This is a genomic window from Pseudomonas sp. WS 5027, from assembly GCF_012985695.1.
Taxonomy (GTDB): Bacteria; Pseudomonadota; Gammaproteobacteria; order Pseudomonadales; family Pseudomonadaceae; genus Aquipseudomonas; species Aquipseudomonas hygromyciniae.
Window position 1 is genome coordinate 25,024 of record NZ_JAAQWU010000024.1, and the last position, 24,365, is coordinate 49,388.

Consider the following 24,365-nt stretch of genomic DNA (forward strand, 5'->3'; position numbering starts at 1 on the left):
GCGCAAGCCCCTTGCGCGATCCCCGGTGGGAGTCGGTTCCTACCGGGGGGCGAGCCCAGCTCGCAAAATCTGCAGGCCGGACTAAGCTCACTCCCCAATAAAAAATACAACGAGCACCGCCATGACCCATCCCACCGAGGCCTTTCGCCAACGCTACCGCGCCGCTGTCCACCCGCGCTACAACCCGTGGCTGCATGCCGGTTTTGTACTGGCCTACGGTTTGTTCTGCATCATCCTGGCCTGGGGCAGCGCCCAACACATTCAAGCCTGGGAGTGGCTGACCATCCCCCTGACGCTGGTGTTCTTCAACCTGTGTATCTACCTCGTCCACCGTCACCTGGGCCATCACAAACATGGGTTTGCCAAGCTGTTCTATGCGCGCCATACCGGTGATCATCACAGCTTCTTCACACCCGGCCACATGACCTATGACAGCCCCAGGGACTGGCGGGTGATTCTGTTTCCGGCCTGGCTGATCGTCCTCCACAGCCTGGCCATCACCCTCCCCGCCTGGTGGCTGCTCAAGCAGTTCAATCCGAATGTCGCCGGGCTGTTCGCCGGGTGCATGATCCTCGGTTACCTGCTCTACGAAACCTTCCACGCCTGCGAACACCTGCCAGCCGGGCACCCCTTGGCCCGCTTGCCGTGGATCCGCCATATGCACCAACTCCACGCGTTGCACCACCGTCGCGAATTGATGCAGGGACGCAACTTCAACATCGTGCTGCCGTTGATGGACTATCTGTTCGGCACACTGCACTGGGAGCCCGTCTCAACCCCCTCCAAAGACTCTCGGGAAGCACCATGAGCCAAAAAATCCGTCATCTGCTATTGCTGGTATTGATCGCCATCGGCGCCTTTTTGCTGCTGATGCCCACCGAGGTCCAGCCGGTCAACTGGGCGCCGCCCAAGGCACCGTCAATGCAAGATGGGCCCTATAGCGAGAACCAGCGCCTGAAGGATGTCCAGCGCATTGGCGCCCAGGACATCGCCGGGCCCGAGGCCTTGCTGGTGGATGCCCAGGGCTTGCTGGTCACCGGCCTGCATGACGGGCGGATCATCCGCACCGCGCCAGACAGCAAGACCCTGGAAGTGCTGGCCAACACCGGCGGCCGCCCACTGGGCCTGGCACAGCACCCCGACGGGCGCCTGATCATTGCCGATGGGATCAAGGGCTTAATGGCCTTGGACGCCCAACGCACGTTAAGCACCCTGAGCACCAGCGCCAATGGCGTGCCCTTCGGTTTTACCGATGATGTGACGGTGGACGCTGCCGGACGCTATGGCTATTTCAGCGATGCCTCCAGCCGCTGGGGCTATGGGCAGGATGGTGAGGCGGTGATCGAGCATGGTGGTGACGGCCGGTTGTTGCGTTATGACTTCAGCAACGGCCAGACCGACGTGTTGCTCGATCAACTGCAATTCGCCAACGGCGTGGCCCTGGGGCCGGATGAAAGCTATGTGCTGGTCAATGAAACCGGGGCCTATCGCATCAGTCGCTATTGGCTCAAGGGCGACAAGGCTGGCACCCATGACCTGTTTATCGACAACCTGCCGGGGCTGCCGGACAACCTCACCTTCAATGGCCGGGACCGGTTCTGGGTGGCGCTGTATTCGCCGCGTAACCCACTGCTCGATGGCTTGGCCGGTTACCCCGCGATACGCAAGATGATGGTGCGGGCGCTGATGGTGGTGCCCAAGCCCATCGAGCGCAAAGCCTTTGTGCTGGGGCTGGATGTGAATGGCCAGGTGGTCGCCAACCTGCAGGATGGCAGCGCGGGCAATTACTCACCTATTACCAGCGCCCGCGAAGCGGGTGAGTGGCTGTACCTGGGCTCGCTGAAGAACACCAGCATGGCGCGCTTGCCGCTGAAGTTGGCCCTGTAGCAGGCGGCTTGCCGGCGATCGCCGACAAGCCGTTTTGGGTTAGCGCACGATGGTCTGGCTGCAGATATGCCCCAGGCTGACGTACTGCGAGATATTGCCGCCTACGCCAACACCCGGGAACTCCTTGAGCTCAATGCGCCAGCCGCCCATGTTGAACCAGGTGCGCCAGTTGTAAGTCTGGCCGGACGAGCTGTCCGGGTAGACCACATTGAGATCGCCGGAGCAGGTGCCCAGGTCGACGTTGCCGGACGCCGCGCCGGTGATACCGGTCTTGGCCTCGTAGTTGACCCAGTGGTAGTTGATGGTGTTGTCGAAGCGTTTGTCGACCCGCAGCACCGGGGTCACGCCACGCAGCGGCTCACCGGTGCTGTCCGACCACTGGGTGCTCCAGCTCAAGCTGCGGGAAGCCTGGGTGGCCAGTTGCATGATCGAACTGGGGATACGCACCACGTTGTCGCCATTCACATTGCTCTGGTTCAAGCGTGGCGCCGAGCCAAAGGACAAGAGGTATCGCGCCTGCGGGTTGAGCGCCACTGCCGGGTTGGCCCGCACCCGCACCTTGACGACGTAGCCCGGGGTAAGGCTTGGGTAGGTGGAGGTGCTGTTGGGTTGGATCACCACCCAGTTGTTGCCATCGAAGCGCTCGAAAATCCACTGGTCGCGTGTGCCCGCGCCATCATCGCCGAGGAACATGCCCACACCCTGGCCGCGCAACGAGGTGAAGTCGAAGTAATCGACATCGTTGATGCTGTCGAGGTTACCGACCACCTGATTCAGCGCGTCCGGCAGCGCGAACGCGGTTTGCGCGGTGTCATTGGGCTCGAAGGCGTCGATATTGCTGTCCACCGCCACGCCGAAACTGAACTGCGAGTTGCTCGCGGTGTTGGCCACCATGTACCAGTAATAATCGCCGGCGGGCATCACGCCATTGAGGTACTCGTCGGCGCTGCCTGGGTTATCCGAGGTGCCCAGCAGCGTCAGGTTGCCTTGGCCGTCGTCATGGAACAGGCTCAACGACATATCGGTGCCGGCGCTCTGGTTCAGCAGTTGGACCTGAATGCGCGCGCTTTGCGCCAGGTTGAAGTGGTAGGCCACTTGCGCCCCGGTTTCCACGCCGGTCACGTTGTACAGGGTGTTGATATCCAGGGTCGGGAACAACGGTGCAAAGGCTGCAATGGCTGCGCCTTGCAGTTGTTTCTCGCCAGGTTTTTGCAGCGCATCAACCACCGTATCCACCGGCGCGCTGCTGACTGCGGCCTTGCTTGCCACCGCCTTGGCCTTGCCGGCCTTGGCCGCCTGGAGTTTTTGCTTGAGTTCGGCCGCAAGCTTGGACGGCTCGACCTTGCCCCCCACTTTCAGCGCCTGGTCGACCGCATGCTTGACCGCCTGGGCGGACAGTTTGGCCGGGGCTTGCGAAGGGTACTGCTCGGCCAGGGCAAAGGCCGAAACGAAGCAGGAGGCCGCCATGGCGGCGCCCAGCATAAAGGCTTTTTTCGATTTCATTTTTTATCCATCCATAGTTAAAAAATTTGTGGCTTGGGTGCGCGGTGAAATCCGTTCACCTGGGATGGACTGTAGGATATGACTGTATGCATGTACAGTATTTTTTCAGATGAATGCGAGATGGATTCGATAAGCACTGTAGGAAGAAACGACAAAGCCCAGGCAGTGCTGGGCTTTGGTTTGCGCGGCTACCACTTGCGCCAAACGACCCAAGCCGTCAAGGCCGCGAAATAGATGACCGAGAAGTAAAACGGCCATGTGGCCCAGCGTTTGAGTGCCAATGGGACTGAGTCCAGCTCTTGCCTGGTCGTCTCACCACTTTTCACAAAGTGGCCGGGCCACGTAAAGAACTGCACGAACACGCCCATGCGCATGGTTTTATCAATCAGCTTGTTTCTGCCCCAAAAACGCTTGTAGTACTGGACTGTTTCGTTGTCGCTGAAATAGCTTTCCAACTCATCCAGTTTTTTGTACTGACCGTACAAAGTCAGGCCCAGGGAAACATACATTCCAAGTGCCAGCACTATCAGGATCAATGTGTATAACGACATGCCTATATTCCTGCTGGCTTGTACAGAAAATCGCCCATCTCTTCTCCAACAACCCCACCCAAAGCCCCCCCGCTACTCCCGCCAACAGCACCTGCAACAATCGCGCACATCAATTGCCCCTGCCCTTTCAACGCGACACCTAAAACTATCTTGCAAGCACTCCCACTGATCCGGCCCGCAATCGTCCCCCCCACCACAGCCCCCGAAACCCCGCCCACCAACTTCCCTCCCTCCACATACCTCGCCCTACTGCACAGCTCCCCCCGATCCTTCATACACGCCTCCTTGATCTCCAATCCCGCCACTCCCACATCCAACGCCAGCCCCACATACGTGCCATTGCCCAACAACCTTGAGGTTTGAGCAATGCTTTTGATGCGCTGGGCGTAACCCACAATTTCACTTTTATGCAGGTAGCTCTTGGTCGAAATCCCCAATACCTTTTTCAACGATTGATGGCTCTGCAAGCGGGTGCCAAACCGCGCCGCGCCTTGCAGTTGCACCTCCAACTTGTTGAACAACACCTGGCGATGGCGCACAAAGTTATTACGGTCCAGCACCCCGTCCTTAAGCTGGCGATGCAACCGTTCGACCTCCTCCAGTGTGTGCCTGACCTCATCCAGGTGCCGGCCCCATGCCGAGGTGGCACTGCCTACGCCCAATGAGCTGTAGCCAAGCAGGCTTTGCAGCAAATCATATTGGCCAACCACCGCTGCCCCGAGTGCCGCGTCCTGTTCCAGGCCGCGGCGGATTTGCTCGGCGTGGCGCATCAACCAGGCATCGTTGAAGGTGCAGGCCATGCCGTAGTCGTCGGGAATAATCACCATCTGCCCTGGCGTGACCAGGCCATGGCGCAAGTGCAGGTTCAACGCATCGAACTGCGTCGACAGTTGGTGGCTGGAGTCCTTGAGCAAACGGGTTTTCAAGCTCAAAAAATCTGTGGTCCGGTCATTGATATACGCCTGCGCCATCGCCCGCATCCCTGATGCAATGAATAGGGCGTAGGAATATATGTAAGCAGAACGGGCCTGGCACAAGCCCGGGGATGAAAAACGGCTTGGCGATGAAATTTGGGAAGTTGCCTACTTTTCGAGCGCTGCAGACCTACAGAAACGACCGCGAACATCGCCTTGCGACAACCGCGTTTTTTTCACATTGGAAACAACAAAGCCCAGGCAGTGCTGGGCTTTGGTTTGCGCGGCTACCACTTGCGCCAAACGACCCAAGCCGTCAAGGCCGCGAAATAGATGACCGAGAAGTAAAACGGCCATGTGGCCCAGCGTTTGAGTGCCAATGGGACTGAGTCCAGCTCTTGCCTGGTCGTTCATCACGCTTGATATGGTGGTTGGGCTGCATGAAAAAGCCGATGAGTATGCTCATCCGCATGACTCTATCGATACGTTTATTCCTCCCCCAAAAACGCTTGTTGCGTTGGACCGCCTTGTTCTCGCTGAAATAGCTTTCCAACTCATCCAGTTTTTTGTACTGACCGTACAAAGTCAGGCCCAGGGAAACATACATTCCAACTGCCAGCGCTATAAGGATCAATGCGTACAACGACATGTTCAAATTCCTGCTGGCTTGTACAAAAGATCACCCACCTCTTCTCCAAAAATGCCCCCCGCAGTCCCCCCGCCGAACCCGCCAGCACCACCACCGATAACCCCACACGCCAACCGCCCTTGTCCCTTCGTAACTACACCCAACACAATGTTGCAAGCACTCCCACTGATCCGGCCCGCAATCGTCCCCCCCACCACAGCCCCCAAAACCCCACCCACCAACTTCCCTCCCTCCACATACCTCGCCCTACTGCACAGCTCCCCCCGATCCTTCATACACGCCTCCTTGATCTCCAATCCCGCCACTCCCACATCCAACGCCAGCCCCACATACGTGCCATTGCCCAACAACCTTGAGGTTTGAGCAATGCTTTTGATGCGCTGGGCGTAACCCACAATTTCACTTTTATGCAGGTAGCTCTTGGTCGAAATCCCCAATACCTTTTTCAACGATTGATGGCTCTGCAAGCGGGTGCCAAACCGCGCCGCGCCTTGCAGTTGCACCTCCAACTTGTTGAACAACACCTGGCGATGGCGCACAAAGTTATTACGGTCCAGCACCCCGTCCTTAAGCTGGCGATGCAACCGTTCGACCTCCTCCAGTGTGTGCCTGACCTCATCCAGGTGCCGGCCCCATGCCGAGGTGGCACTGCCTACGCCCAATGAGCTGTAGCCAAGCAGGCTTTGCAGCAAATCATATTGGCCAACCACCGCTGCCCCGAGTGCCGCGTCCTGTTCCAGGCCGCGGCGGATTTGCTCGGCGTGGCGCATCAACCAGGCATCGTTGAAGGTGCAGGCCATGCCGTAGTCGTCGGGAATAATCACCATCTGCCCTGGCGTGACCAGGCCATGGCGCAAGTGCAGGTTCAACGCATCGAACTGCGTCGACAGTTGGTGGCTGGAGTCCTTGAGCAAACGGGTTTTCAAGCTCAAAAAATCTGTGGTCCGGTCATTGATATACGCCTGTGCCATCGCCCGCATCCCTGATGCAATGAATAGGGCGTAGGAATATATGTAAGCAGAACGGGCCTGGCACAAGCCCGGGGATGAAAAACGGCTTGGCGATGAAATTTGGGAAGTTGCCTACTTTTCCAGCACTGCAGACCTACAGAAACGACCGCGAACATCGCCTTGCGACAACCGCGTTTTTTTCACATTGATTTCACTGGCCGACCACGCACCGAACGCTAGATTGCCGGCCAACGCAAACAGCAATGTATGAGCTGCCCAGGGTGAAAAGTGTGGTTGACATGATCCAGGCCAAGCCCCTCGCCGACCGGGGCCTGGCGAAAACGCTCAAACAGGTGTGGCTGCGTTTTATCGCAATCATCGCCCTGTGCCTGGCGGTGATGGGTGCCATGCTCTGGCCTACCTCACCGCAGAACCTTGGCATCGACAATCGCATGGTCGCGTCGGGGGCCCTGGCAGCTTGGCGCAACGGCAACCTGATCGTACTGGTGCGTCATGCAGAACGCTGCGATCGCTCCAGCAATCCCTGCCTGGGCCCTCCAGATGGCTTGACCCGATCCGGCAGTGTGGCGGCGACCGCAGTAGGGGCCGCATTCCAGACCCTGGGCATGTCCCACAGCGATGTGTTGAGCAGCCCTACCACGCGCACTGTGCAAACTTCGCAGTTCATGTTCGACAACGCCCACGTGTTACCCGACCGCTTGACCTTGTGTGGCACCACACTCGCCCACGACCTGCCGGCCCGCAAGACCGCCGGGCGTAACCTGCTGCTGGTCACCCACAGCGAATGCATCGCCGACCTGGAGCGGGTGCTGGGTTATCCCCACGCCGAGGGCGCCGAATACGGCAGTTCGCTGTTTGTGCAAGTGGGCACCCACGGCAAACTCAAGGTGCTCGGGATACTCAACAGCCAGGACTGGGCATCTGCCCTAGAGCATCTTTAGCGGTCAGCACGCGCCGGCAACTCATGCCGGCATCACCCTGGTAATGGGATCACCCGCAATGGTCTGACGGACTTGTAGGAAAAGCTCGAATAGATTTCTTTCACACAGGGCAGCGTCTGCAACACCTCACGGGCAAACTCGCCAAAGGACTCCAGGTCCTTGGCCACCACTTCCAGTAAAAAATCATAGCGCCCGGACACGTTGTGGCAGGCGACGATTTCCGGGATGTCCAGCAGCCGCTGCTCAAACGCCCGGGCGATTTCCTTGGAATGGGTGTCCATCATGATGCTGACAAACGCCGTGACCCCATAGCCCAGGGCCTTGGGCGAGAGGATCGCCTGGTAGCCACTGATCACGCCGCTGTCTTCCAGGTTCTTGACCCGGCGCCAGCACGGCGAAGTGGTCAGGGAGACACGTTCGGCCAGTTCGGCAACGGTCAGGCGGGCGTTGCCTTGCAGGGCGTTGAGCAGGGCTTTGTCGGTACGGTCTAGTCCTACAGGCATGTCTTGCCTCGAATAGTTATTTTTATGGATTTTCATTCTTTGCCGCAGGCTTTTCCCAGCAAAGTAGGCAACGTTCGGCCTCGGTTATGAGCATAGCATTGTAGGAAATAAGGAGAGTCCTACATGAACAACAAACACAGCGGATTCGGCTTTTCTACCCGTGCGATCCATCACGGCTACGATGCGCAAGACCATCATGGTGCCCTGGTGCCGCCGATTTATCTGTCGGCGACGTTCGCCTTTCCTACTGCCGAATACGGCGCGGGCTGTTTTGCCGGCGAAGAAAGCGGGCACTTTTACACGCGTATCTCCAACCCGACCCTGGCCTTGCTCGAATCACGCATGGCCACCCTGGAAGGCGGCGAAGCGGCGGTGGCATTCAGTTCCGGGATGGGCGCGATTGCGGCAACGTTCTGGACCCTGTTGCGGCCCGGCGATGAGGTGATCGTCAGCCAGACGTTGTACGGCTGTACCTTCGCCCTGCTGCACCACGGTATCGGCGAGTTCGGCATCAAGGTGCGCCATGTCGACCTGTCGGACCTCGAAGCCCTGCGCGCCGCCCTCTCCCCCGCGACCCGCATGATCTACTGTGAAACCCCGGCCAACCCCAACCTGCAATTGATCGACATCGCCGCCGTGGCCAAGATCGCCCACCAGCAACCCAACGTGACCGTGGTCATTGATAACACCTACTGCACCCCCTACCTGCAACGCCCGCTGGAACTGGGCGCCGATGTGGTGGTGCACTCGGCCACCAAATACCTCAGCGGCCACGGCGATATCACCGCCGGTATCGCCGTCAGCCGCCATGACCTGGCGCAGCGTATTCGCCTGCAAGGCTTGAAGGACCTGACCGGGGCCGTGCTGTCGCCCCAGGACGCCTTTCTGTTGATGCGTGGCCTCAAGACCCTGGCCCTGCGCATGGATCGCCATTGCAGCAATGCCCAGGCCGTGGCCGAGGCCTTGCAGGCCCATCCGGCGGTGGAGTCAGTGACCTACCCCGGCCTGCGCTCCTTCCCACAATACGAGTTGGCGGCGCGGCAGATGAAACTGTCAGGGGGCATGATTGCCTTTGAACTCAAGGGCGGCATCGCCACGGGCAGGCGCTTTATGAACGCGCTCAAACTGTTCAGCCGCGCGGTCAGCCTCGGCGACGCGGAATCCCTGGCCCAGCACCCGGCGAGCATGACCCACTCCACCTACACCCCAGAGGAACGGGCCCAGCACGGGATTGCCGAAGGGCTGGTGCGCTTGTCGGTAGGGCTGGAGGACATCGCGGACCTGCTGGCCGATATCGAGCAGGCACTGGCGCATTGCGTCAAGCGCGCGCCGGCGAGCAAACCGACGACGCACGCTATGTAGCTGCCAGCTATTTGACCAGCCGGGTTTCCTTCGACGGCCGATAGCCGAAATAGGCGCTGTAGCATTTGCTGAAGTGGCTGGGGGACACAAACCCGCAGGCCACCAGCACATCGACCTGGGACAGCTCGGTGTGCTGCAACAGGCGCCGAGCCTCAGTGATACGCAGCTCCATGTAGTAACGCTGCGGCGTAGTCCCCAATTGCTCGCGGAACAGGCGCTCCAACTGGCGCCGCGAGCGCCCGGCATACACCGCCAGTTGCTCCAGGGCCAGGGGCTCTTCGAGATTGGCATCCATCAGGCGTACCACCTCGCGTAGCGGCGCACTCACGCAGATATTTTCTGCGGGTTTGATCCGCCGGTAACGCGACTCCTCAAAAGCCAGGATATCTTCGATACCCTCCACCAGCGCCTTGTCGTGCAGGCTCTTGATCCAGTCCAGGGCCATATGGAACGCCCCTGATGGGCTCGATGCACTGAGGCGATCACGATCGATCACGTACGGCTCGCTACTGACCTGGGTGGCCTTGGCGATTTCCGTCAGCGCCGGGCGGTGTTCCGGGTGGATGGCACAGCGATAGCCATCGAGCACCCCGGCCTTGCCCAGGAACCATGCCCCGTTCCATAAGCCGACAAGGATCACGCCCTGTTGCGCCGCGGCCTTGAGCAGTTCGATAAAGCTTTCGCTGGCTTTGAGCTGGGTGCGGTAGCCGCCGCAAATCACCAGTAGGTCGAGGTCGGCCAGCGCGCTGTGGTCCAGGCGTGCGTCGGGGCGAATCACCAAGCCCAGGTCGCTGATCACCTCCTGCTCGTCCAGGCCGAAGGTGCGCGAGGTGAACAACTCCGGACGCAGCAAGTTGGCGGTGATGAAGGTGTCCAGCGTCTGGGTGAAGGCCGGCAGGGAAAAATGCTCCAACAACACAAACCCTGCGCGCACCAGGCGCGGGGCCTGGCCCGGGGTTTCGTTCAGGTAGCGCAGGTTCTTGCCTTTCATGCCGCCGCTGAATTGCCGTCTTTCCATGGGTGTTCGACCTGTCTGCGGTCGCCGGCAAGCCGGCTCTACAAGGGCTTAGGGCTTGAGGTTTTTCAACTGGTTGAGCAGTTCGAGCAGTTGCTGCAATTGCTCTTCGCCGAACTGCTCCTGGATCTTCTGGTAGTTGCTTTCCATCCCCGCGCTCATCTCGACGAAGCACTGTTGACCCTGCTCGGTGAGGTTCACGAACACGCGGCGCTGGTCTTCGCTGGACTTGCGCCGGCGCACGATGCCGTCGCGCTCCAGGCGTGCCAGCACCCCGGTCATGCTCGGCTTGAGGATGCAGGCCAGGTGCGCCAGTTGATGGCTTTCCAGTTCACCTTGCTGGCGCAGGATACGAATCACCCGCCACTGCTGTTCGGTCAGTTGGTGTTCGTTGAGCAACGGGCGGAAAAACGCCATCGCGGCTTCGCGGGCCTGCAGCAGGGTCAGCGTCAAGGAAGGTCTGGGAGTGGACATGGTTCACGCGCAAAAGAGATCGAAGCGTCGAAGCTTAGGGTCGCCTCCCCGGGCATGCAAGCCGGCCGCCGCACAAACTCGTTAACCTCGACACGAATTATTTTTTGCCTGCACAATTTACCTACCCATAATAAATATAACATGTTAACAATATGCCGCCCCTTGAGTGATCTGAAGGGCGATACCTACAAAAACAACAAAAGGAATCTGTCATGCATTTGCGCCTCCTTCCCCTGGCGGCCAGCGCCGGCCTGTGCGCTACGTTCAGCCCCTTGAGCGCCTACGCCGAGTTTATCCAGGACAGCAAGGCCAGCCTCGACCTGCGCAATTTCTATATGAACCGCGACTTTCGCCAGACCAACGCCCCACAGAACAAGGCCGATGAATGGGCCCAGGGTTTTGTGCTGCGCCTGGAGTCAGGCTACACCGAAGGCTTGGTGGGCTTTGGCGTGGATGCCCTGGGTGAACTGGGGGTCAAGCTCGACTCCAGCCGCGACCGGCGTGGCACCGGCCTACTGGCGTATGGCGCCAGCCAGCAGCCCGTCGACAACTACAGCGAACTGGGCCTGGCGGCCAAGGTGCGGGTGTCGAAAACCGTGCTCAAGGCCGGCACCCTGCAGCCGCAATTGCCCGTGGCCGCCTACAACGACACCCGGCTCCTGCCCTCGACCTACACCGGTGAACTGGTCACGTCCCAGGACATCGCCGGCCTGACCCTGAACCTGGGTCGCCTGGAAAAACACAACCTGCGCGACTCCTCCAGCAACGACCAGATGAGCTACGCCGGCGTCGACAGCAGTCACCTGGACCTGGCCGGCGGCACCTATGCAATCACCCCCCAGTTGGCGACCACCTACTACTACGCGCAGATGCAGGATATCTACCGCCAGCACTTTATCGGCCTGGTGCACGACCTGCCGCTGGCCAACGGCATGAGCCTGCGCAGCGACCTGCGTTACTTCGACACCCGCGAGCAAGGCAGCCATGCACTGCGCGGGGCATCGCGAGTGGACGGTGGGCGGATCGACAACCGTTTCTTCAACGGCATGCTGAGCCTGTCGACGGGGGCCCATAAATTCGGCCTGGGCTACCAGAACCTCTCGGGCGACGGCGATTTCGCCTACCCCGGCATGGACCCCTACTCCGTCAACCTGGTGACCATCAACGTGTTCACCAAGGCCCAGACCGATGCCTGGCAGGCGCGCTATGACTACAACTTCGCCGCCCTCGGCCTGCCGGGGCTGACCTTCATGACCCGCTATGTGGATGGCAGCCATGTGCGGACCGCCAGCGTGCGCAATGGCCGCGAATGGGAGCGCGATACCGACCTGACCTACACCGTGCAGAGCGGGCCGCTGAAAAACGTCAACGTCAGGCTGCGCAACGCAACCCTGCGTTCGAGTAACGGCCTGACCAGCGATATCGACGAAAGCCGCATCATCATCGGCTACAGCCTGGCGTTGTGGTGATCAGCGCAGGCCCGCTTGGCGCAGGCGGTACTCCCCCGGCGTCATCTGTGCATAGCGCTGGAAAAACCGGCTGAAATAGGCCGGGTCCTTGAAGCCCAGTTGGTAGCAGATTTCATTGGCGGAACTGCCGGTAAACAGCAGCAGGCGCTTGGCTTCCTGCATCAGCCGTTCAAGCACCAGGCGCTTGGACGGCAGGTCGGCAATGCGTCGGCATACGTCGTTGAGCCGCGCTTCGGTGACGCCGATTTTTTCGGCGTACGCCGACAGCGGCCAATGCAACAAATAGTGGTCTTCGATCAGTTCATTGAAGCGATGGAAGATGCGCAGGTCTTCATGGCGCGCCGGTCGCGCTTCCAGGGAATTGGCGCTGAGCCTGAGCAGGCTGATCATGATCAGCCGGGTCAGGCTTTCCAGGGCCGCTGCGCGACCGGCGCCGGTGCTGTTGATTTCGTTGCACAGCTCGTCAAACAGCCATTCCAGCCGCTTTATCTCGGGCTGGAACTGCGGCCCCAGGCGGGCCAGCGCCACACAGGCCGGTGGCACGTGCGGGCCGGGGGCAAGGCTTGGGTCGGCATCGATCAGCGCCCGCACCCACTGCTGCCGGACGGTCAGGACATGGCCATCGGCATCGGCTTCGGTAACAAAGGCATGGGCCACGGTGGGCGGCGTAAGGAAAAACATCGGCCCGGATTCCAGGTACTGCTGGTCGTCAAGATAGACCCGCACGGCGCCGCTCTTGACGTAATGCACCTGGAAAAACCGGTCATGTCGATGCACAGGCATATTGCGCCCGAAAAAACCCGCCAGGTTGCCGAGGCGGTCGTAATGCACGTCGGCATCGCTGTAACGCTGGTCGTAGACCTGGCCGATGTTGATGTTGGGGATCGGTTTCACAGGCATCTCTTTATTGTTTTTTGCACCCGATGATTTTGCCACGCTTGACGGTAGTTAACATATTAATTATAACGTTAACACATTAACGAACTGCCTCCAGAGCAGTCGCCATCGCCAGGAGAAATCCATGAGCCGTACCCTGCATGATGTTGCCAGCGGCACCCTGTTCGGCGTCGCGCTGAACTACCAGGGCTTGCTGAACCAGCGTCTCGCCGAATTCGAGCAGCCGCCGTACCAGAAGCCCCCGGTCAAGCCGGTGCTATTTATCAAGACCCCCAACACCCGCAACAGCCATGACGGCATCGTGCTCCAGCCCCACGGCGAACGCCTGCAACCAGGCCCAGCCCTGGGTGTGGTGATTGGCAAAAGCGCCAGCCGTGTCAGTGTGGAAGATGCCCTGGAGCATGTGGCGGGCTACGTCATTGTCAATGAGTTCAGCCTGCCGGAAGACAGCTACTACCGCCCCGCCGTCAAAGCCAAGTGCCGCGACGGGTTCTGCGCCCTTGGCCCGGAACTGGTAGCCCGCGAGCAGATCGCCAACCCCCATCAGTTGAGCCTCAAGCTGTTCGTCAACGGCGAGCTGCGCCAGCAGAACACCACCGCCAACTTTGTGCGTGATATTCCCCGTTTGATCGCCGAGATCAGCGAATTCATGACCCTGCATGCAGGCGATGTGCTGATCACCGGGACGCCTGAAGGCCGGGTGGATGTACAGCCCGGCGACACCGTCGAAGTCGAGATCAGCGGCCTGGGCCGCCTGGTCAACCACATCCAGGCCGAGGAACAGCCATGAAGCACGCCCGTATTCGCTATGCAGGCCAGGTCCATCAGGTCCACGTCGAAGCCGATAACGCTGTGCGCCTGGCCGATGGCCGGCTGCTGGCCGAAGACCAGGTCGAGTGGCTGCCACCGGCCACCGGCAATATGTTCGCCCTAGGCCTGAACTACGCCGACCATGCCGCCGAACTGGCCTTCGCCCCGCCGACCGAGCCGCTGGCATTTATCAAGTCGCCGGGTACCTACACCGGACACAACCAGATCACTTGGCGCCCCGACAACATCGCCTATATGCACTATGAGTGCGAATTGGTGGCGGTGATCGGCAAGCCGGCACGCAACGTCAAGCGCGAGGACGCCCTGCAGTACTTGGCCGGCTACACCGTGTGCAACGACTACGCGATCCGCGACTACCTGGAAAACTACTACCGCCCCAACCTGCGGGTGAAAAACCGCGACGCGACCACCCCAGTCGGCCCATGGATCGTCGATGTGGCCGATGTGCCAGATCCGAGCAACCTGACCCTGCGCACCTGGATCAACGGTGAGCTGCGCCAGGAAGGCAGCACCCGCGACATGATTTTCGATATCCCCTACCTCATCGAATACCTGTCCAGCTTCATGACCCTGCAACCCGGCGACATGATCGCCACCGGCACCCCTGAAGGCCTGGCCGATGTGGTGCCAGGGGATGAAGTGGTGGTGGAAGTGCAAGGCGTCGGCCGCCTGGTCAACCGAATTGTCAGCGAGGCGGACTTTTTCGCCGCCCGCAAAGAGGCTTGAACACCATGATCAAACACTGGATCAACGGCCGTGAGGTCGAAAGCAAAGACACCTTCATCAACTACAATCCCGCCACCGGCGAGGCTATTGGTGAAGTGGCCAGCGGTGGCGCCGAAGAAGTCGCCCAAGCCGTGGCCGCCGCCAAGGAAGCCTTCCCCAAGTGGGCCAACACCCCGGCCAAGGAACGTGCGCGCCTGATGCGCAAGCTCGGCGAACTGATCGAGCAAAACGTTCCACACCTGGCCGAACTGGAAACCCTGGACACCGGCCTGCCGATCCACCAGACCAAGAATGTGCTGATCCCACGGGCTTCGCACAACTTTGATTTCTTCGCCGAAGTCTGCACGCGCATGGACGGCCACAGCTACCCGGTGGACGACCAGATGCTCAACTACACCCTCTACCAACCGGTGGGTGTGTGCGCGCTGGTGTCGCCGTGGAACGTGCCGTTCATGACCGCTACCTGGAAGACCGCACCGTGCCTGGCCCTGGGCAACACGGCGGTCTTGAAGATGTCCGAGCTGTCGCCGCTGACCGCCAACGAACTGGGGCGCCTGGCCCTCGAAGCGGGGATTCCCAAAGGCGTGCTCAACGTGATCCAGGGCTACGGCGCCACCGCCGGCGATGCCCTGGTGCGTCACCCGGATGTGCGGGCGATTTCCTTTACCGGCGGCACCGCCACCGGCAAGAAAATCATGCAGACCGCCGGCCTGAAAAAATACTCCATGGAGTTGGGCGGCAAGTCGCCGGTGCTGATTTTTGAAGACGCCGACCTCGAACGCGCCCTGGATGCCGCGCTGTTCACCATCTTCTCGCTCAACGGCGAGCGCTGCACCGCCGGCAGCCGGGTGTTTATCCAGGAGAGCGTGTACCCGCAGTTCGTCGCCGAGTTCGCCGCCCGCGCCAAGCGCCTGATTGTCGGTGACCCGCAAGACCCGAACACCCAGGTGGGCTCGATGATCACCCAAGCCCACTATGACAAAGTCACCGGCTACATCAAGATTGGCATCGAAGAAGGCGCAAACCTGGTGGCAGGCGGCCTGGAACGGCCGGCCAACCTGCCGGCACACCTGGCACGCGGGCAGTTTATCCAGCCCACCGTATTCGCCGATGTAAGCAACAACATGCGCATCGCCCAGGAAGAAATCTTCGGCCCGGTGGTGTGCCTGATTCCCTTCAAGGACGAAGCCCAGGCGCTGCAATTGGCCAACGAGACCGAATATGGCCTGGCGTCGTATATCTGGACCCAAGACATCGGCAAGGCCCATCGCCTGGCCCGTGGCATCGAGGCCGGCATGGTGTTTATCAACAGCCAGAACGTGCGCGACCTGCGTCAGCCGTTCGGCGGGGTCAAGGGCTCGGGTACCGGCCGTGAAGGCGGCCAGTACAGCTTCGAAGTGTTCGCAGAGATCAAGAACGTGTGCATCTCCATGGGTAGCCATCACATCCCGCGCTGGGGCGTGTAACTGTAGGAGCGGGCTGGCCCGCGAGGGTCGTTAACGATAACGCTGGCTGTCAGGGTTAACGCGGTGACTTTGCGTTTTTCGCGAGCGAGCTCGCTCCTACAGGGTCCGCAGAGCACCAACAAGAATAATGAAATCAGGAGAATGATCATGGGTGAAGTAGTCCTGGCGGCGAAAATCTGCCACGTGCCTTCCATGTACCTGTCGGAACTGCCGGGCAAGCACCACGGCTGTCGCGAGGCGGCGATTGCCGGGCACAAGGAAATCGGGCGCCGCGCCCGTGAACTGGGGGCCGACACCGCCGTGGTTTTCGATGTGCACTGGCTGGTCAACAGCGGCTATCACATCAACGGTGGCGAGCGTTTCCAGGGCACTTACACCAGTAACGAGCTGCCGCACTTCATCAAGAACATGGAGTACGCCTACCCCGGCTGCCCGGAACTGGGTGAACTGATCGCCGCCGAAGCCAACCTGGCCGGGGTGCGCACCATGAACCACAACATCCCGAGCCTGGAGCTGGAATACGGCACCCTGGTGCCCATGCGCTACATGCACATGGATGTGCCCGAAGAACAGAAATTCAACGTGGTCTCCATCGCCGCCTGGTGCGCCTGGCATCGCCTGCAAGACAGCTTCGCCTTTGGGGCTGCCGTGCGCCGGGCCATCGAGAAGAGTGATCGCAAGGTGCTGGTGCTGGCCTCGGGATCTCTGTCGCACCGTTTCTCCGACGACCGCGAGGCCGAAGCCAACATCCACAACTGGACCCGCGAATTCGACAAGCAAGTAGACATGCACGTGGTGCAGATGTGGCGCGAAGGCCGCTTCAAGGAATTCTGCGCGATGCTTCCGGACTACGCCGAGCACTGCTTTGGCGAAGGCAAGATGCACGACACCGCGATGCTCCTGGGTTTACTCGGCGGGCCTGAGTACAACCGCCCCGCGGAGATCATCACCGAGCCATTCGGCAGCTCCGGCACCGGCCAGATCAACGCCATTTTCCCGCTCTGAATACAGGTGGGAGCTGTCTCGCCCGGCCAGACAGCTCCCACATTGAATCGCGTACAGAAGGAGGCTTTGCATGCCGCATTTCATCGCCGAATACACCGACAACCTCGAATCCCAGGCCGACCTGCCGGGGCTGTTTGCAAAGGTCCACCAGGTGCTGGGAGACAGTGGCGTGTTCCCCCTGGGCGGCCTCCGCAGCCGTGCCGTACGCCTGGACACCTGGCGCATGGCCGATGGCAAGCACGACTACGCCTTCGTCCACATGACCCTAAAGGTCGGCCATGGCCGTGACCTGGCCACCCGCCAGACCGTGGCCGAAACCCTGTTCATGGTGATCACCGAACACTTCGCCGCCTTGCAGGCGCAACGGCTGCTAGCCCTGTCGTTCGAGATGATCGAGTTGCACCCGCAGTTGAATTTCAAACAGAACAACGTCCACGCGTTTTTAAGCAACCAGGCGGGCTGACATCCATCGACTGAACGAGATCATCTGTAGGAGCGAGCTTGCTCGCGAAGATCGTCAACGATAACGCGTGCCTGCTGGATAACCGCGATGGCCTTCAGGCCTTAGCAAGCAAGCTCGTGCCTACAGTGGGTTTCATTCGCTTGACGGGGCAGTCTCGCCTCCACAACGGCCTCTCAGACAAAAAGTACAACATCATGAGCACAGCCAATACCGCCCACAGCGTCACCCTTGCCGAGCACGATCGCACCCACAGCACCGTCACCTGGCGCCTGATGCCGTTGTTGCTGATCTGTTACCTGTTTGCCCACCTGGACCGGATCAACATCGGGTTCGCCAAGATGCAGATGAGCAGTGACCTGCACTTCAGCGACACGGTGTATGGCTTCGGTGCCGGCCTGTTCTTTATCGCCTACGCCCTGTTCGGCGTGCCCAGCAACATCGCCCTGGACCGCGTCGGGCCACGGCGCTGGATCGCCTGCCTGATGGTGGTGTGGGGCATCCTGTCCACCAGCATGCTGTGGATCGAAAGCTCCACCGGCTTCTACGTCCTGCGTTTTTTGCTGGGAGTGGCCGAAGCGGGCTTCTTCCCGGGGATCCTGGTGTTTCTCAACCGCTGGTACCCGGCGCGCCGCCGGGCGCAGATCACCGCCCTGTTCGCCATCGCCGTGCCCATGGCCGGGGTGATTGGCGGGCCGCTCTCGGGGGCGATCCTGGAAAGCTTCCACGATTTTGGCGGCATGCGCGGCTGGCAGTGGATGTTCCTGATCGAAGGCGCACCCGTGGTGCTGCTGGGCCTGGTGGTGCTCAAGTACCTGCCGGACAGCTTTGAAACGGTGAAATGGCTGGAGCCCGCGCAAAAGCAACAATTGCGCGAACAACTGAGCACCGAAGAAAAGCGCAAGTCCATCACCTCCTTTGGCGGCATCCTGCGCGACCCGCAAGTGTGGCTGCTGGTAGCGATCTACTTTGCGGTGATGCTCGCGGTCAACACCCTGGCGTTCTGGATGCCCACCCTGATCCACGGCGCCGGCATCGGCCGCGACAGCCAGGTCGGCCTGCTGAGCGCTGTGCCTTATCTGGCCGGCTGCTTTTTCATGATCGGCTGCGGACGCTCCTCGGATCGCAACCGCGAACGCCGCTGGCACTTGTGTGTGCCGCTGCTGATGGCTGCCGTCGGGATTGCCGTGGCCGGCCTGGCACCGGGCAATTCACTGGTGGTGATGGGCGGCCTGATCGTCGCTGGTATGGGCGCCAGCGCCGCGCTGCCGATGTTCTGGCAACTGCCGCCGGCCTTCCTGTCCAACTGCACCCAGGCGGCCGGTATCGCCATGATCAGCTCGTTTGGCAGCATCGCCTCGTTTCTCGCGCCGTACCTGATCGGCTGGATGCGCGACACCACCCAAAGTGCCAGCCTAGCCCTGTACGTGCTGGCACTGTTTATCGCCCTTGGTGGCCTGCTGGTGTTGCGCACCAACGCCGCCATCGTCAACCCTCAGTAAGAGACCCTCGTCATGCTCGATCCACAGCTCATCCTGCAAGCCGCCGCCCAGCTGGACCATGCCGAACGCAGCCGCGAACAGGTACGCCAGTTTTCCCTCGATCATCCGGGCATCACGATCGAGGACGCCTATGCCATCCAGCGTGCCTGGGTCGCCCAGAAGATCAAGGGCGGGCGCAAGCTGGTCGGGCACAAGATCGGCTTGACCTCGCGGGCGATGCAGGTGTCGTCGAACATCACCGAACCGGACTACGGTGCGCTGCTCGACGACATGTTGTTTGAAGAAGGCACCGACATTCCGTTCGAGCGCTTTATCGTGCCGCGGGTCGAAGTGGAGCTGGCCTTCATCCTCGGCAAGCCGCTCAAGGGGCCCAACTGCACGATTTTCGATGTACTCGACGCCACCGAGTGGGTGATCCCGGCCCTGGAGATCATCGACGCACGCATCCAGCAGATCGACCCGCACACCAAGGCCACGCGCAAGGTGTTCGACACCATCTCGGACAACGCCGCGAACGCCGGCGTGGTCATGGGTGGCCGTGCGGTGCGGCCGACCGAGATCGACCTGCGCAAAGTACCGGCGGTGCTGTACCGCAACGGCGTGATCGAAGAGTCCGGGGTCTCGGCCGCCGTGCTCAACCACCCGGCCAAAGGCGTGGCCTGGCTGGCCAACAAACTGGCGCCCTACGACGTCACCTTGCTGCCGGGGCAGATCATCCTCGGCGGCTCGTTTACCCGACCAGTGGCGGCCAGCCCGGGCGATACCTTCCATGTTGACTACGACATGCTCGGCTCGATTTCCTGCCGCTTCGTCTGACCCTTGGAGAACTGACTCATGGACATGCCTGTCAACCGCTTCAAGCAGCGGCTCAACAGCGGTGAAGCGCAAATCGGCCTGTGGCTCGGGCTGGCTGACGCGTACTGCGCGGAACTGGCGGCCAATGCCGGTTTCGATTGGCTGCTGATCGACGGCGAACACGCACCCAACGACTTGCGCGGCATGCTCGGCCAATTGCAAGCCATAGCGCCCTACGCCAGCGAGGCGGTGATTCGCCCGGTGATCGGCGATACCGCGCTGATCAAGCAAGTGTTGGATATCGGCGCGCAAACCTTGTTGGTGCCGATGGTCGAAAGCGCCGCCCAGGCCCGGGAGCTGGTGCGCGCCATGCGCTATCCGCCCCAGGGCATACGCGGGGTGGGCAGCGCCCTGGCGCGGGCTTCGCGCTGGAATAGCATCGACGGCTACCTGGACCAGGCCGATGCGCAGATGTGCCTGCTGGTGCAGATCGAAAGCCTCGAAGGCCTGGCCAACCTCGACGCGATTGCCGCCGTCGAAGGCGTCGACGGGGTGTTTATCGGCCCGGCAGACTTGAGTGCCTCCATGGGCCACCGGGGCAATCCGGGACACCCTGACGTGCAAGCGGCCATCGAAAATGCCATTGCGCGGATTCGCCAGGCGGGCAAGGCGGCGGGCATTCTCAGTGCCGATGAAAAACTGGCCCGGCGTTATATCGAGCTGGGCGCGGGGTTTGTCGCGGTGGGTGTGGATACCACGGTGCTGATGCGTGGGTTGCAGGGGTTGGTGGGGAAGTTCAAAGACAAGCCGGCGCCTGTGAGCACGGGCGGCGTGTACTGATCACCTTCCAACGCCGCAGGACCCAATGTGGGAGCGGGCTTGCTCGCGAAAGCGGTGTGTCAGTCAATATATTCGGTGACTGAACCACTGCTTTCGCGAGCAAGCCCGCTCCCACATTTTTGATTGGTAGTGTTCAGCGCTTGATGTTTTTCAGCTCATCGAGCAGCCCCAACAAGGTCTGTAATTTCTCCGCCCCCAGTTGCTCCTGCAAGCGCTGGTAGTTGGCCTCCATGCACTGGCTCATGGACGCAAAACTCGCTCGCCCCTTCTGCGCCAGGGTCACCAGTACCCGCCGCTGATCCTGCTCGGCCTTGCGCCGATGGATCATCCCCGCCGCTTCCATGCGCACCAGCACGCCGGTCATGCTCGGTTTGAGGATGCAGGCCAGTTCCGCCAGTTGATAAATCTCCAGTTCGTCGTGTTGATTGAGGATACGGATCACCCGCCATTGCTGCTCGGTCAGGCCATGTTCGTTCAGCGAGGGGCGGAAAAAACTCATGGCCGCTTCGCGGGCCTGTAACAGGGTGAGGGTCAGGGACTGCCGGGGTTTGAGCATAGAGTCAGGATCACGTGATATTTAGTTAATGTTTTAACGAAACTCTAACATCCCCGCCCCGCGCTCGCGCTATAACTTAGTGGTCGCGCACGTCCATGGCGCGCTGAATCAAAAGCCCCGGCACGCAGGATCAAGACATTGATCCCGCCAAGGCCCCTAATGAAGACATCTGCTTTAGAGCCTTCCTTCACTTTTCAGGCTGCGCCATGATCAATATCGAAACCCCCACGTATTACACCGCTACCAAGAAGTACAACCTGAGCTTTCCCACCCTGGAACAGGACATCGAGGCCGACGTCGTGGTGATTGGCGGCGGGTTTTCCGGGATCAATACCGCCCTGGAGCTGGCGGAAAAAGGCATCACCAATATCGTCGTGCTGGAAGCGCGCTACCTGGGCTTTGGCGGCACCGGGCGCAATGGCGGGCAGATCATGGCCGGCATTGGCCACGATCTGGAGAAGATCAAGAAAGACGTGGGTGAGGACGGCCTGCGCCAAGTCTTCGAGATCAGTGACCTGGGCGCCGACATCATCAAAGACCGCATCGCCAAGTACAACATCGACGCCGACTTCTGCCACGGCTACGGCTATATGGGCTTCAACGCCCGCCAGGAAAAGACCCTGCGGGCCTGGGAAAAAGACTTCAAGTCGATCAACAGCAAGCATGAAGTGCGCTTCCTCGGCGGCTCCGACGTCCAGCAGATCATCGGCTCCGACGCCTACAGCAGCGCCCTGCTGCACATGGGCGGCGGGCATGTGCATTCGTTGAACTTGCTGCTGGGTGAAGCCACTGCCCTGGCCAGTCATGGCGTGCGGATCTTCGAGAACAGCCCGGCACTGGAAGTCAGCTACGGCGAACGCATCACCGTGCGCACCGGGCGCGGCTCGGTCAAGGCCAGCAAGTTGTTGTGGGCGTGCGACAGCTTCCTCAACAAGCTGGAGCCGGAACTGCATCGCTCGACCATCAACACTTACGCGTTCCAGATGATGACCGAGCCGTTGAGCGACGAACTGATCCAGCGCATAAGCCCGATTCGCGGGGCCTACAGCGACATCCGCCCGGTGATCGACTACTACCGCGTGACCAACGAAAACCGCCTGTTGTTCGGCGCGGCCACGCCGTTGGTGGAGCACATTCCCGGCGATTTGAAGGCCTGGAACCGCAACCTGATGCTGAAGATTTTCCCCTACCTCAAGGACGTGAAAATCGACCTAGCCTGGGGCGGCCCAATGGCCTGCAGCCCCAATCTGTTCCCGCAGATCGGCACCCTGCCGGGGCGCAGCAATGCGTTCTTCGTCCAGGGCTATTCCGGTTTCGGCGTCACCCCCAGCCACATCATCTGCAAGGTCCTGGCCGAAGGCATGAGCGAAGGCTCGGCGCGCTATGACCTGGTCAGCTCGATCCACCGCCCGACGATTATCGGCAAGGACGCCATCCGCCCGCTGCTGCTGACGGCTGGCAAATCCTGGCACCAACTGTCCGGTTACTGGAATGGTCGCCGCTAACCTCTTTTTTATCCCTCTGGAGCACCTGCCATGACCCTCGTTACCCTCAACAAAGATATCCAGCTGTCTGAACTCGATGCCTGGGGCACCGTTGCCGATCTCGGCTCCGAAATCCTCGCCGGCGAACTCAAGGCCTTCGGCAAAATGACCTTCGGTGCGCCGACCGACCCGGTCAGCAGCGCCTACTTCGGCACGACCCAAGGCAAGTTCCGCATGGTCTACCCGTTTAACGAACAGGCCACGGTGGTCACCGGCGAGGTGCGCCTGACCGACGAGTCCAGCGGCCAAACCACGACTTACAAAGCGGGCGACAGTTGGTTCGTGACCAAGGGCACGCCAGTGCTGTGGGAAGTGCTCAGCGAGAGCTTCGTCAAACACTACTTCGCGGTCGTTTAACTACTTTGCTCTAAGTGGGAGCGGGCTTGCTCGCGAATGCGGTGGGTCAGTCAATGCTGTTCTGACTGACCCACCGCATTCGCGAGCAAGCCCGCTCCCACATTCGGTGTGTGGTGGTTGATGAATGGGGTTCAGGCCATCCGACTGGAACGGAACTCCTTGGGCGACAGTTCAAACTGCTTCTTGAACGAACGGCTGAAATGCGCCGAATCGGTAAAGCCCCATTTGTAGGCAATCGACGTAATCGACTCACTACGCAAGAACGGGTTGGTCAAGTCATCGGCGCTGCGCTTGAGCCGCGCGCGTTGGATGTAGCGGCAGACGCTGTCGTCCTGCTCCTCGAACAACCGGTATAAATGACGCACCGAGATGTTCAGCCGGCTGGCCAGGCCGACGGGACTCAGGCCGGGTTGGCTCAGGGACTCATCAATGACTTTCTGCACGTAGCTGCGCAGGTTATTACCTTGCAACGCGCTGGTATCGTCGTGCGCGTCGTCGTCCTGCTCCAGGGCTGAGCCCAGCAGCGACACAAAGGCACACTGCAACGCCTCGACCTCATCCTCGGCACCTTCGCTGCCTTTGCACAATTGGTCCATCAACGCGTGCAGCATGCGCCCACAGGCTTTGCTGGAGGAGATCTTGCCAAAGGTTTTCGATTGGCTGCCCAGTTGCCTGCACACCTGGGCGCGTGGCAACGACAGCGAGATATGTTCGATCAAGCCGAACGGGGTGATTTCAATGGAACCCACTGAGTCCATCAGCAGCAGTTCGCCAGGGGCCAGTTGCACGCGCTGGCCGTTCTGCACGACCTGTGAATAGCCGCTGCGTTGGCTGACCAAAAAGCAGTCCTGGTCATTATCATGGTCGGGGTTGGTGGTCTGGCGCTTGATCAGGCCGGCGTTGGTACGCAGGCTGGCCAAGGGCAACCCGCCGTTTGAAAGCATGGAAAACTCGCCGATAAACAACGAACGGTTGAAGGCCAGTTCGGTGTCGAAGTGGCCGCACATTGCACGCAAGTCGCGGTTCCAGGTGTCCAGCCCCTGTTGTGCACTCTGTTGGATACCCATGGGTGTCTCCACAATGGCTTATTGTTTTTGTCGGGCAATAGTTAACATGTTATCTATATGCACGCAACAAGTACCTGTCC

General features: G+C 60.5%; 26 protein-coding genes. 15 read left to right on the plus strand and 11 right to left on the minus strand.

What is annotated here, in order from left to right; translation table 11 throughout:
- The first annotated feature begins 121 nt into the window (after positions 1 to 121).
- Both HBO09_RS23995 and HBO09_RS24000 read left to right on the plus strand, forming a co-directional pair.
- Complete coding sequence (locus HBO09_RS23995; protein ID WP_169998138.1) at positions 122 to 808, plus strand: sterol desaturase family protein; 687 nt, start codon at positions 122 to 124, stop codon at positions 806 to 808.
- Positions 805 to 1,887, plus strand: coding sequence for an SMP-30/gluconolactonase/LRE family protein (locus HBO09_RS24000; protein WP_169998136.1), 1,083 nt, complete (start codon positions 805 to 807; stop codon positions 1,885 to 1,887). The genes HBO09_RS23995 and HBO09_RS24000 overlap by 4 nt, the downstream gene beginning before the upstream one ends.
- Positions 1,888 to 1,926: 39 nt before the next feature.
- Here the strand turns inward: HBO09_RS24000 and HBO09_RS24005 are convergent, their stop codons facing one another.
- The 5 genes from HBO09_RS24005 to HBO09_RS24025 form a co-directional block, all read right to left on the minus strand.
- A complete protein-coding gene (locus tag HBO09_RS24005; RefSeq protein WP_169998134.1) occupies positions 1,927 to 3,390 on the minus strand; it encodes a hypothetical protein in 1,464 nt (487 codons plus the stop codon).
- A gap of 188 nt (positions 3,391 to 3,578) precedes the next feature.
- A complete protein-coding gene (locus HBO09_RS24010; RefSeq protein WP_169998132.1) occupies positions 3,579 to 3,941 on the minus strand; it encodes a hypothetical protein in 363 nt (120 codons plus the stop codon).
- Between the two features lie 2 nt (positions 3,942 to 3,943).
- On the minus strand, positions 3,944 to 4,912 hold the full coding sequence (locus tag HBO09_RS24015; protein ID WP_169998130.1) for a hypothetical protein: 969 nt from the start codon (positions 4,910 to 4,912) through the stop codon (positions 3,944 to 3,946).
- A gap of 259 nt (positions 4,913 to 5,171) precedes the next feature.
- Positions 5,172 to 5,504: a hypothetical protein gene (locus tag HBO09_RS24020; RefSeq protein WP_346266442.1), complete on the minus strand. Its 333-nt coding sequence runs from the start codon at positions 5,502 to 5,504 to the stop codon at positions 5,172 to 5,174.
- A gap of 2 nt (positions 5,505 to 5,506) precedes the next feature.
- Positions 5,507 to 6,475, minus strand: a complete 969-nt coding sequence (locus HBO09_RS24025) for a hypothetical protein (protein ID WP_170060974.1) — start codon at positions 6,473 to 6,475, stop codon at positions 5,507 to 5,509.
- 278 nt (positions 6,476 to 6,753) lie between these two features.
- On the opposite strand from HBO09_RS24025, the gene HBO09_RS24030 reads away from it, so the two are divergent.
- Complete coding sequence (locus HBO09_RS24030) at positions 6,754 to 7,416, plus strand: histidine phosphatase family protein (RefSeq protein WP_262381327.1); 663 nt, start codon at positions 6,754 to 6,756, stop codon at positions 7,414 to 7,416.
- A 32-nt stretch (positions 7,417 to 7,448) separates the two neighbouring features.
- On the opposite strand, the gene HBO09_RS24035 is transcribed toward HBO09_RS24030, so the two are convergent.
- Entirely contained in the window at positions 7,449 to 7,919 is a 471-nt protein-coding gene (locus HBO09_RS24035) for an Lrp/AsnC family transcriptional regulator (RefSeq protein WP_159908299.1), read from the minus strand.
- Between the two features lie 123 nt (positions 7,920 to 8,042).
- Between HBO09_RS24035 and HBO09_RS24040 the strand changes: the two genes are divergently transcribed.
- Positions 8,043 to 9,281 carry a methionine gamma-lyase gene (locus tag HBO09_RS24040; protein WP_169998121.1) on the plus strand — a complete coding sequence of 413 codons (1,239 nt, stop codon included), beginning with the start codon at positions 8,043 to 8,045 and terminating at the stop codon, positions 9,279 to 9,281.
- Positions 9,282 to 9,288: 7 nt separating this feature from the next.
- Here HBO09_RS24040 and HBO09_RS24045 read toward each other — a convergent pair whose 3' ends face one another.
- Positions 9,289 to 10,299 (minus strand): GlxA family transcriptional regulator, encoded by a 1,011-nt coding sequence (locus HBO09_RS24045; protein WP_169998119.1) that lies wholly within the window; start codon positions 10,297 to 10,299, stop codon positions 9,289 to 9,291.
- A 48-nt stretch (positions 10,300 to 10,347) separates the two neighbouring features.
- Complete coding sequence (hpaR, locus tag HBO09_RS24050) at positions 10,348 to 10,770, minus strand: homoprotocatechuate degradation operon regulator HpaR (RefSeq protein WP_169998117.1); 423 nt, start codon at positions 10,768 to 10,770, stop codon at positions 10,348 to 10,350.
- A gap of 212 nt (positions 10,771 to 10,982) precedes the next feature.
- Between hpaR (HBO09_RS24050) and HBO09_RS24055 the strand changes: the two genes are divergently transcribed.
- Complete coding sequence (locus tag HBO09_RS24055) at positions 10,983 to 12,239, plus strand: OprD family porin (RefSeq protein ID WP_169998115.1); 1,257 nt, start codon at positions 10,983 to 10,985, stop codon at positions 12,237 to 12,239.
- Here the strand turns inward: HBO09_RS24055 and hpaA are convergent, their stop codons facing one another.
- On the minus strand, positions 12,240 to 13,139 hold the full coding sequence (gene hpaA / locus HBO09_RS24060; RefSeq protein ID WP_169998112.1) for a 4-hydroxyphenylacetate catabolism regulatory protein HpaA: 900 nt from the start codon (positions 13,137 to 13,139) through the stop codon (positions 12,240 to 12,242). It lies immediately after the preceding gene.
- A gap of 121 nt (positions 13,140 to 13,260) precedes the next feature.
- On the opposite strand from hpaA, the gene HBO09_RS24065 reads away from it, so the two are divergent.
- The 8 genes from HBO09_RS24065 (at position 13,261) to hpaI (ending at position 20,761) form a co-directional block, all read left to right on the plus strand.
- Positions 13,261 to 13,926: a fumarylacetoacetate hydrolase family protein gene (locus HBO09_RS24065; protein WP_169998110.1), complete on the plus strand. Its 666-nt coding sequence runs from the start codon at positions 13,261 to 13,263 to the stop codon at positions 13,924 to 13,926.
- Entirely contained in the window at positions 13,923 to 14,693 is a 771-nt protein-coding gene (locus HBO09_RS24070; RefSeq protein WP_169998108.1) for a fumarylacetoacetate hydrolase family protein, read from the plus strand. Before HBO09_RS24065 ends, HBO09_RS24070 begins: the two co-directional genes overlap by 4 nt.
- Before the next feature lie 5 nt (positions 14,694 to 14,698).
- Positions 14,699 to 16,159 carry a 5-carboxymethyl-2-hydroxymuconate semialdehyde dehydrogenase gene (gene hpaE / locus HBO09_RS24075; RefSeq protein ID WP_169998106.1) on the plus strand — a complete coding sequence of 487 codons (1,461 nt, stop codon included), beginning with the start codon at positions 14,699 to 14,701 and terminating at the stop codon, positions 16,157 to 16,159.
- A 147-nt stretch (positions 16,160 to 16,306) separates the two neighbouring features.
- Positions 16,307 to 17,164 (plus strand): 3,4-dihydroxyphenylacetate 2,3-dioxygenase, encoded by an 858-nt coding sequence (gene hpaD / locus HBO09_RS24080; protein ID WP_169998104.1) that lies wholly within the window; start codon positions 16,307 to 16,309, stop codon positions 17,162 to 17,164.
- 70 nt (positions 17,165 to 17,234) lie between these two features.
- Positions 17,235 to 17,627, plus strand: a complete 393-nt coding sequence (locus tag HBO09_RS24085; RefSeq protein ID WP_169998102.1) for a 5-carboxymethyl-2-hydroxymuconate isomerase — start codon at positions 17,235 to 17,237, stop codon at positions 17,625 to 17,627.
- 194 nt (positions 17,628 to 17,821) lie between these two features.
- On the plus strand, positions 17,822 to 19,126 hold the full coding sequence (locus tag HBO09_RS24090) for an MFS transporter (RefSeq protein ID WP_169998100.1): 1,305 nt from the start codon (positions 17,822 to 17,824) through the stop codon (positions 19,124 to 19,126).
- A gap of 12 nt (positions 19,127 to 19,138) precedes the next feature.
- Positions 19,139 to 19,942, plus strand: coding sequence for a 2-oxo-hept-4-ene-1,7-dioate hydratase (gene hpaH, locus HBO09_RS24095; RefSeq protein WP_032863733.1), 804 nt, complete (start codon positions 19,139 to 19,141; stop codon positions 19,940 to 19,942).
- A gap of 18 nt (positions 19,943 to 19,960) precedes the next feature.
- Entirely contained in the window at positions 19,961 to 20,761 is an 801-nt protein-coding gene (hpaI, locus tag HBO09_RS24100) for a 4-hydroxy-2-oxoheptanedioate aldolase (protein WP_169998098.1), read from the plus strand.
- Positions 20,762 to 20,894: 133 nt separating this feature from the next.
- On the opposite strand, the gene hpaR (HBO09_RS24105) is transcribed toward hpaI, so the two are convergent.
- Positions 20,895 to 21,317: a homoprotocatechuate degradation operon regulator HpaR gene (gene hpaR, locus HBO09_RS24105; protein WP_169998096.1), complete on the minus strand. Its 423-nt coding sequence runs from the start codon at positions 21,315 to 21,317 to the stop codon at positions 20,895 to 20,897.
- 206 nt (positions 21,318 to 21,523) lie between these two features.
- Here hpaR (HBO09_RS24105) and HBO09_RS24110 point away from each other — a divergent pair, with 206 nt between their 5' ends.
- Both HBO09_RS24110 and HBO09_RS24115 read left to right on the plus strand, forming a co-directional pair.
- A complete protein-coding gene (locus HBO09_RS24110; RefSeq protein WP_169998094.1) occupies positions 21,524 to 22,822 on the plus strand; it encodes an FAD-binding oxidoreductase in 1,299 nt (432 codons plus the stop codon).
- Between the two features lie 30 nt (positions 22,823 to 22,852).
- Positions 22,853 to 23,218 carry a cupin domain-containing protein gene (locus HBO09_RS24115; protein ID WP_169998092.1) on the plus strand — a complete coding sequence of 122 codons (366 nt, stop codon included), beginning with the start codon at positions 22,853 to 22,855 and terminating at the stop codon, positions 23,216 to 23,218.
- Positions 23,219 to 23,349: 131 nt separating this feature from the next.
- Here HBO09_RS24115 and feaR read toward each other — a convergent pair whose 3' ends face one another.
- A complete protein-coding gene (feaR, locus tag HBO09_RS24120) occupies positions 23,350 to 24,285 on the minus strand; it encodes a transcriptional regulator FeaR (protein WP_169998089.1) in 936 nt (311 codons plus the stop codon).
- Positions 24,286 to 24,365 lie beyond the last annotated feature (80 nt).

Bases quoted from the DNA above. Each gene is read 5' to 3' on its own strand.
- hpaI (WP_169998098.1), top strand. From the start codon at position 19,961: ATGGACATGCCTGTCAACCGCTTCAAGCAGCGGCTCAACAGCGGTGAA.
- hpaA (WP_169998112.1), bottom strand. From the start codon at position 13,139: ATGCCTGTGAAACCGATCCCCAACATCAACATCGGCCAGGTCTACGAC.
- HBO09_RS24045 (WP_169998119.1), bottom strand. From the start codon at position 10,299: ATGGAAAGACGGCAATTCAGCGGCGGCATGAAAGGCAAGAACCTGCGC.
- HBO09_RS24085 (WP_169998102.1), top strand. From the start codon at position 17,235: ATGCCGCATTTCATCGCCGAATACACCGACAACCTCGAATCCCAGGCC.
- HBO09_RS24110 (WP_169998094.1), top strand. From the start codon at position 21,524: ATGATCAATATCGAAACCCCCACGTATTACACCGCTACCAAGAAGTAC.
- hpaH (WP_032863733.1), top strand. From the start codon at position 19,139: ATGCTCGATCCACAGCTCATCCTGCAAGCCGCCGCCCAGCTGGACCAT.
- feaR (WP_169998089.1), bottom strand. From the start codon at position 24,285: ATGGGTATCCAACAGAGTGCACAACAGGGGCTGGACACCTGGAACCGC.
- hpaR (WP_169998096.1), bottom strand. From the start codon at position 21,317: ATGCTCAAACCCCGGCAGTCCCTGACCCTCACCCTGTTACAGGCCCGC.
- HBO09_RS24030 (WP_262381327.1), top strand. From the start codon at position 6,754: ATGATCCAGGCCAAGCCCCTCGCCGACCGGGGCCTGGCGAAAACGCTC.
- HBO09_RS24035 (WP_159908299.1), bottom strand. From the start codon at position 7,919: ATGCCTGTAGGACTAGACCGTACCGACAAAGCCCTGCTCAACGCCCTG.
- HBO09_RS24010 (WP_169998132.1), bottom strand. From the start codon at position 3,941: ATGTCGTTATACACATTGATCCTGATAGTGCTGGCACTTGGAATGTAT.
- HBO09_RS24065 (WP_169998110.1), top strand. From the start codon at position 13,261: ATGAGCCGTACCCTGCATGATGTTGCCAGCGGCACCCTGTTCGGCGTC.
- HBO09_RS24005 (WP_169998134.1), bottom strand. From the start codon at position 3,390: ATGAAATCGAAAAAAGCCTTTATGCTGGGCGCCGCCATGGCGGCCTCC.
- hpaE (WP_169998106.1), top strand. From the start codon at position 14,699: ATGATCAAACACTGGATCAACGGCCGTGAGGTCGAAAGCAAAGACACC.
- hpaR (WP_169998117.1), bottom strand. From the start codon at position 10,770: ATGTCCACTCCCAGACCTTCCTTGACGCTGACCCTGCTGCAGGCCCGC.
- HBO09_RS24025 (WP_170060974.1), bottom strand. From the start codon at position 6,475: ATGGCACAGGCGTATATCAATGACCGGACCACAGATTTTTTGAGCTTG.
- hpaD (WP_169998104.1), top strand. From the start codon at position 16,307: ATGGGTGAAGTAGTCCTGGCGGCGAAAATCTGCCACGTGCCTTCCATG.
- HBO09_RS24070 (WP_169998108.1), top strand. From the start codon at position 13,923: ATGAAGCACGCCCGTATTCGCTATGCAGGCCAGGTCCATCAGGTCCAC.
- HBO09_RS24115 (WP_169998092.1), top strand. From the start codon at position 22,853: ATGACCCTCGTTACCCTCAACAAAGATATCCAGCTGTCTGAACTCGAT.
- HBO09_RS24015 (WP_169998130.1), bottom strand. From the start codon at position 4,912: ATGGCGCAGGCGTATATCAATGACCGGACCACAGATTTTTTGAGCTTG.
- HBO09_RS24040 (WP_169998121.1), top strand. From the start codon at position 8,043: ATGAACAACAAACACAGCGGATTCGGCTTTTCTACCCGTGCGATCCAT.
- HBO09_RS24055 (WP_169998115.1), top strand. From the start codon at position 10,983: ATGCATTTGCGCCTCCTTCCCCTGGCGGCCAGCGCCGGCCTGTGCGCT.
- HBO09_RS23995 (WP_169998138.1), top strand. From the start codon at position 122: ATGACCCATCCCACCGAGGCCTTTCGCCAACGCTACCGCGCCGCTGTC.
- HBO09_RS24090 (WP_169998100.1), top strand. From the start codon at position 17,822: ATGAGCACAGCCAATACCGCCCACAGCGTCACCCTTGCCGAGCACGAT.
- HBO09_RS24020 (WP_346266442.1), bottom strand. From the start codon at position 5,504: ATGTCGTTGTACGCATTGATCCTTATAGCGCTGGCAGTTGGAATGTAT.
- HBO09_RS24000 (WP_169998136.1), top strand. From the start codon at position 805: ATGAGCCAAAAAATCCGTCATCTGCTATTGCTGGTATTGATCGCCATC.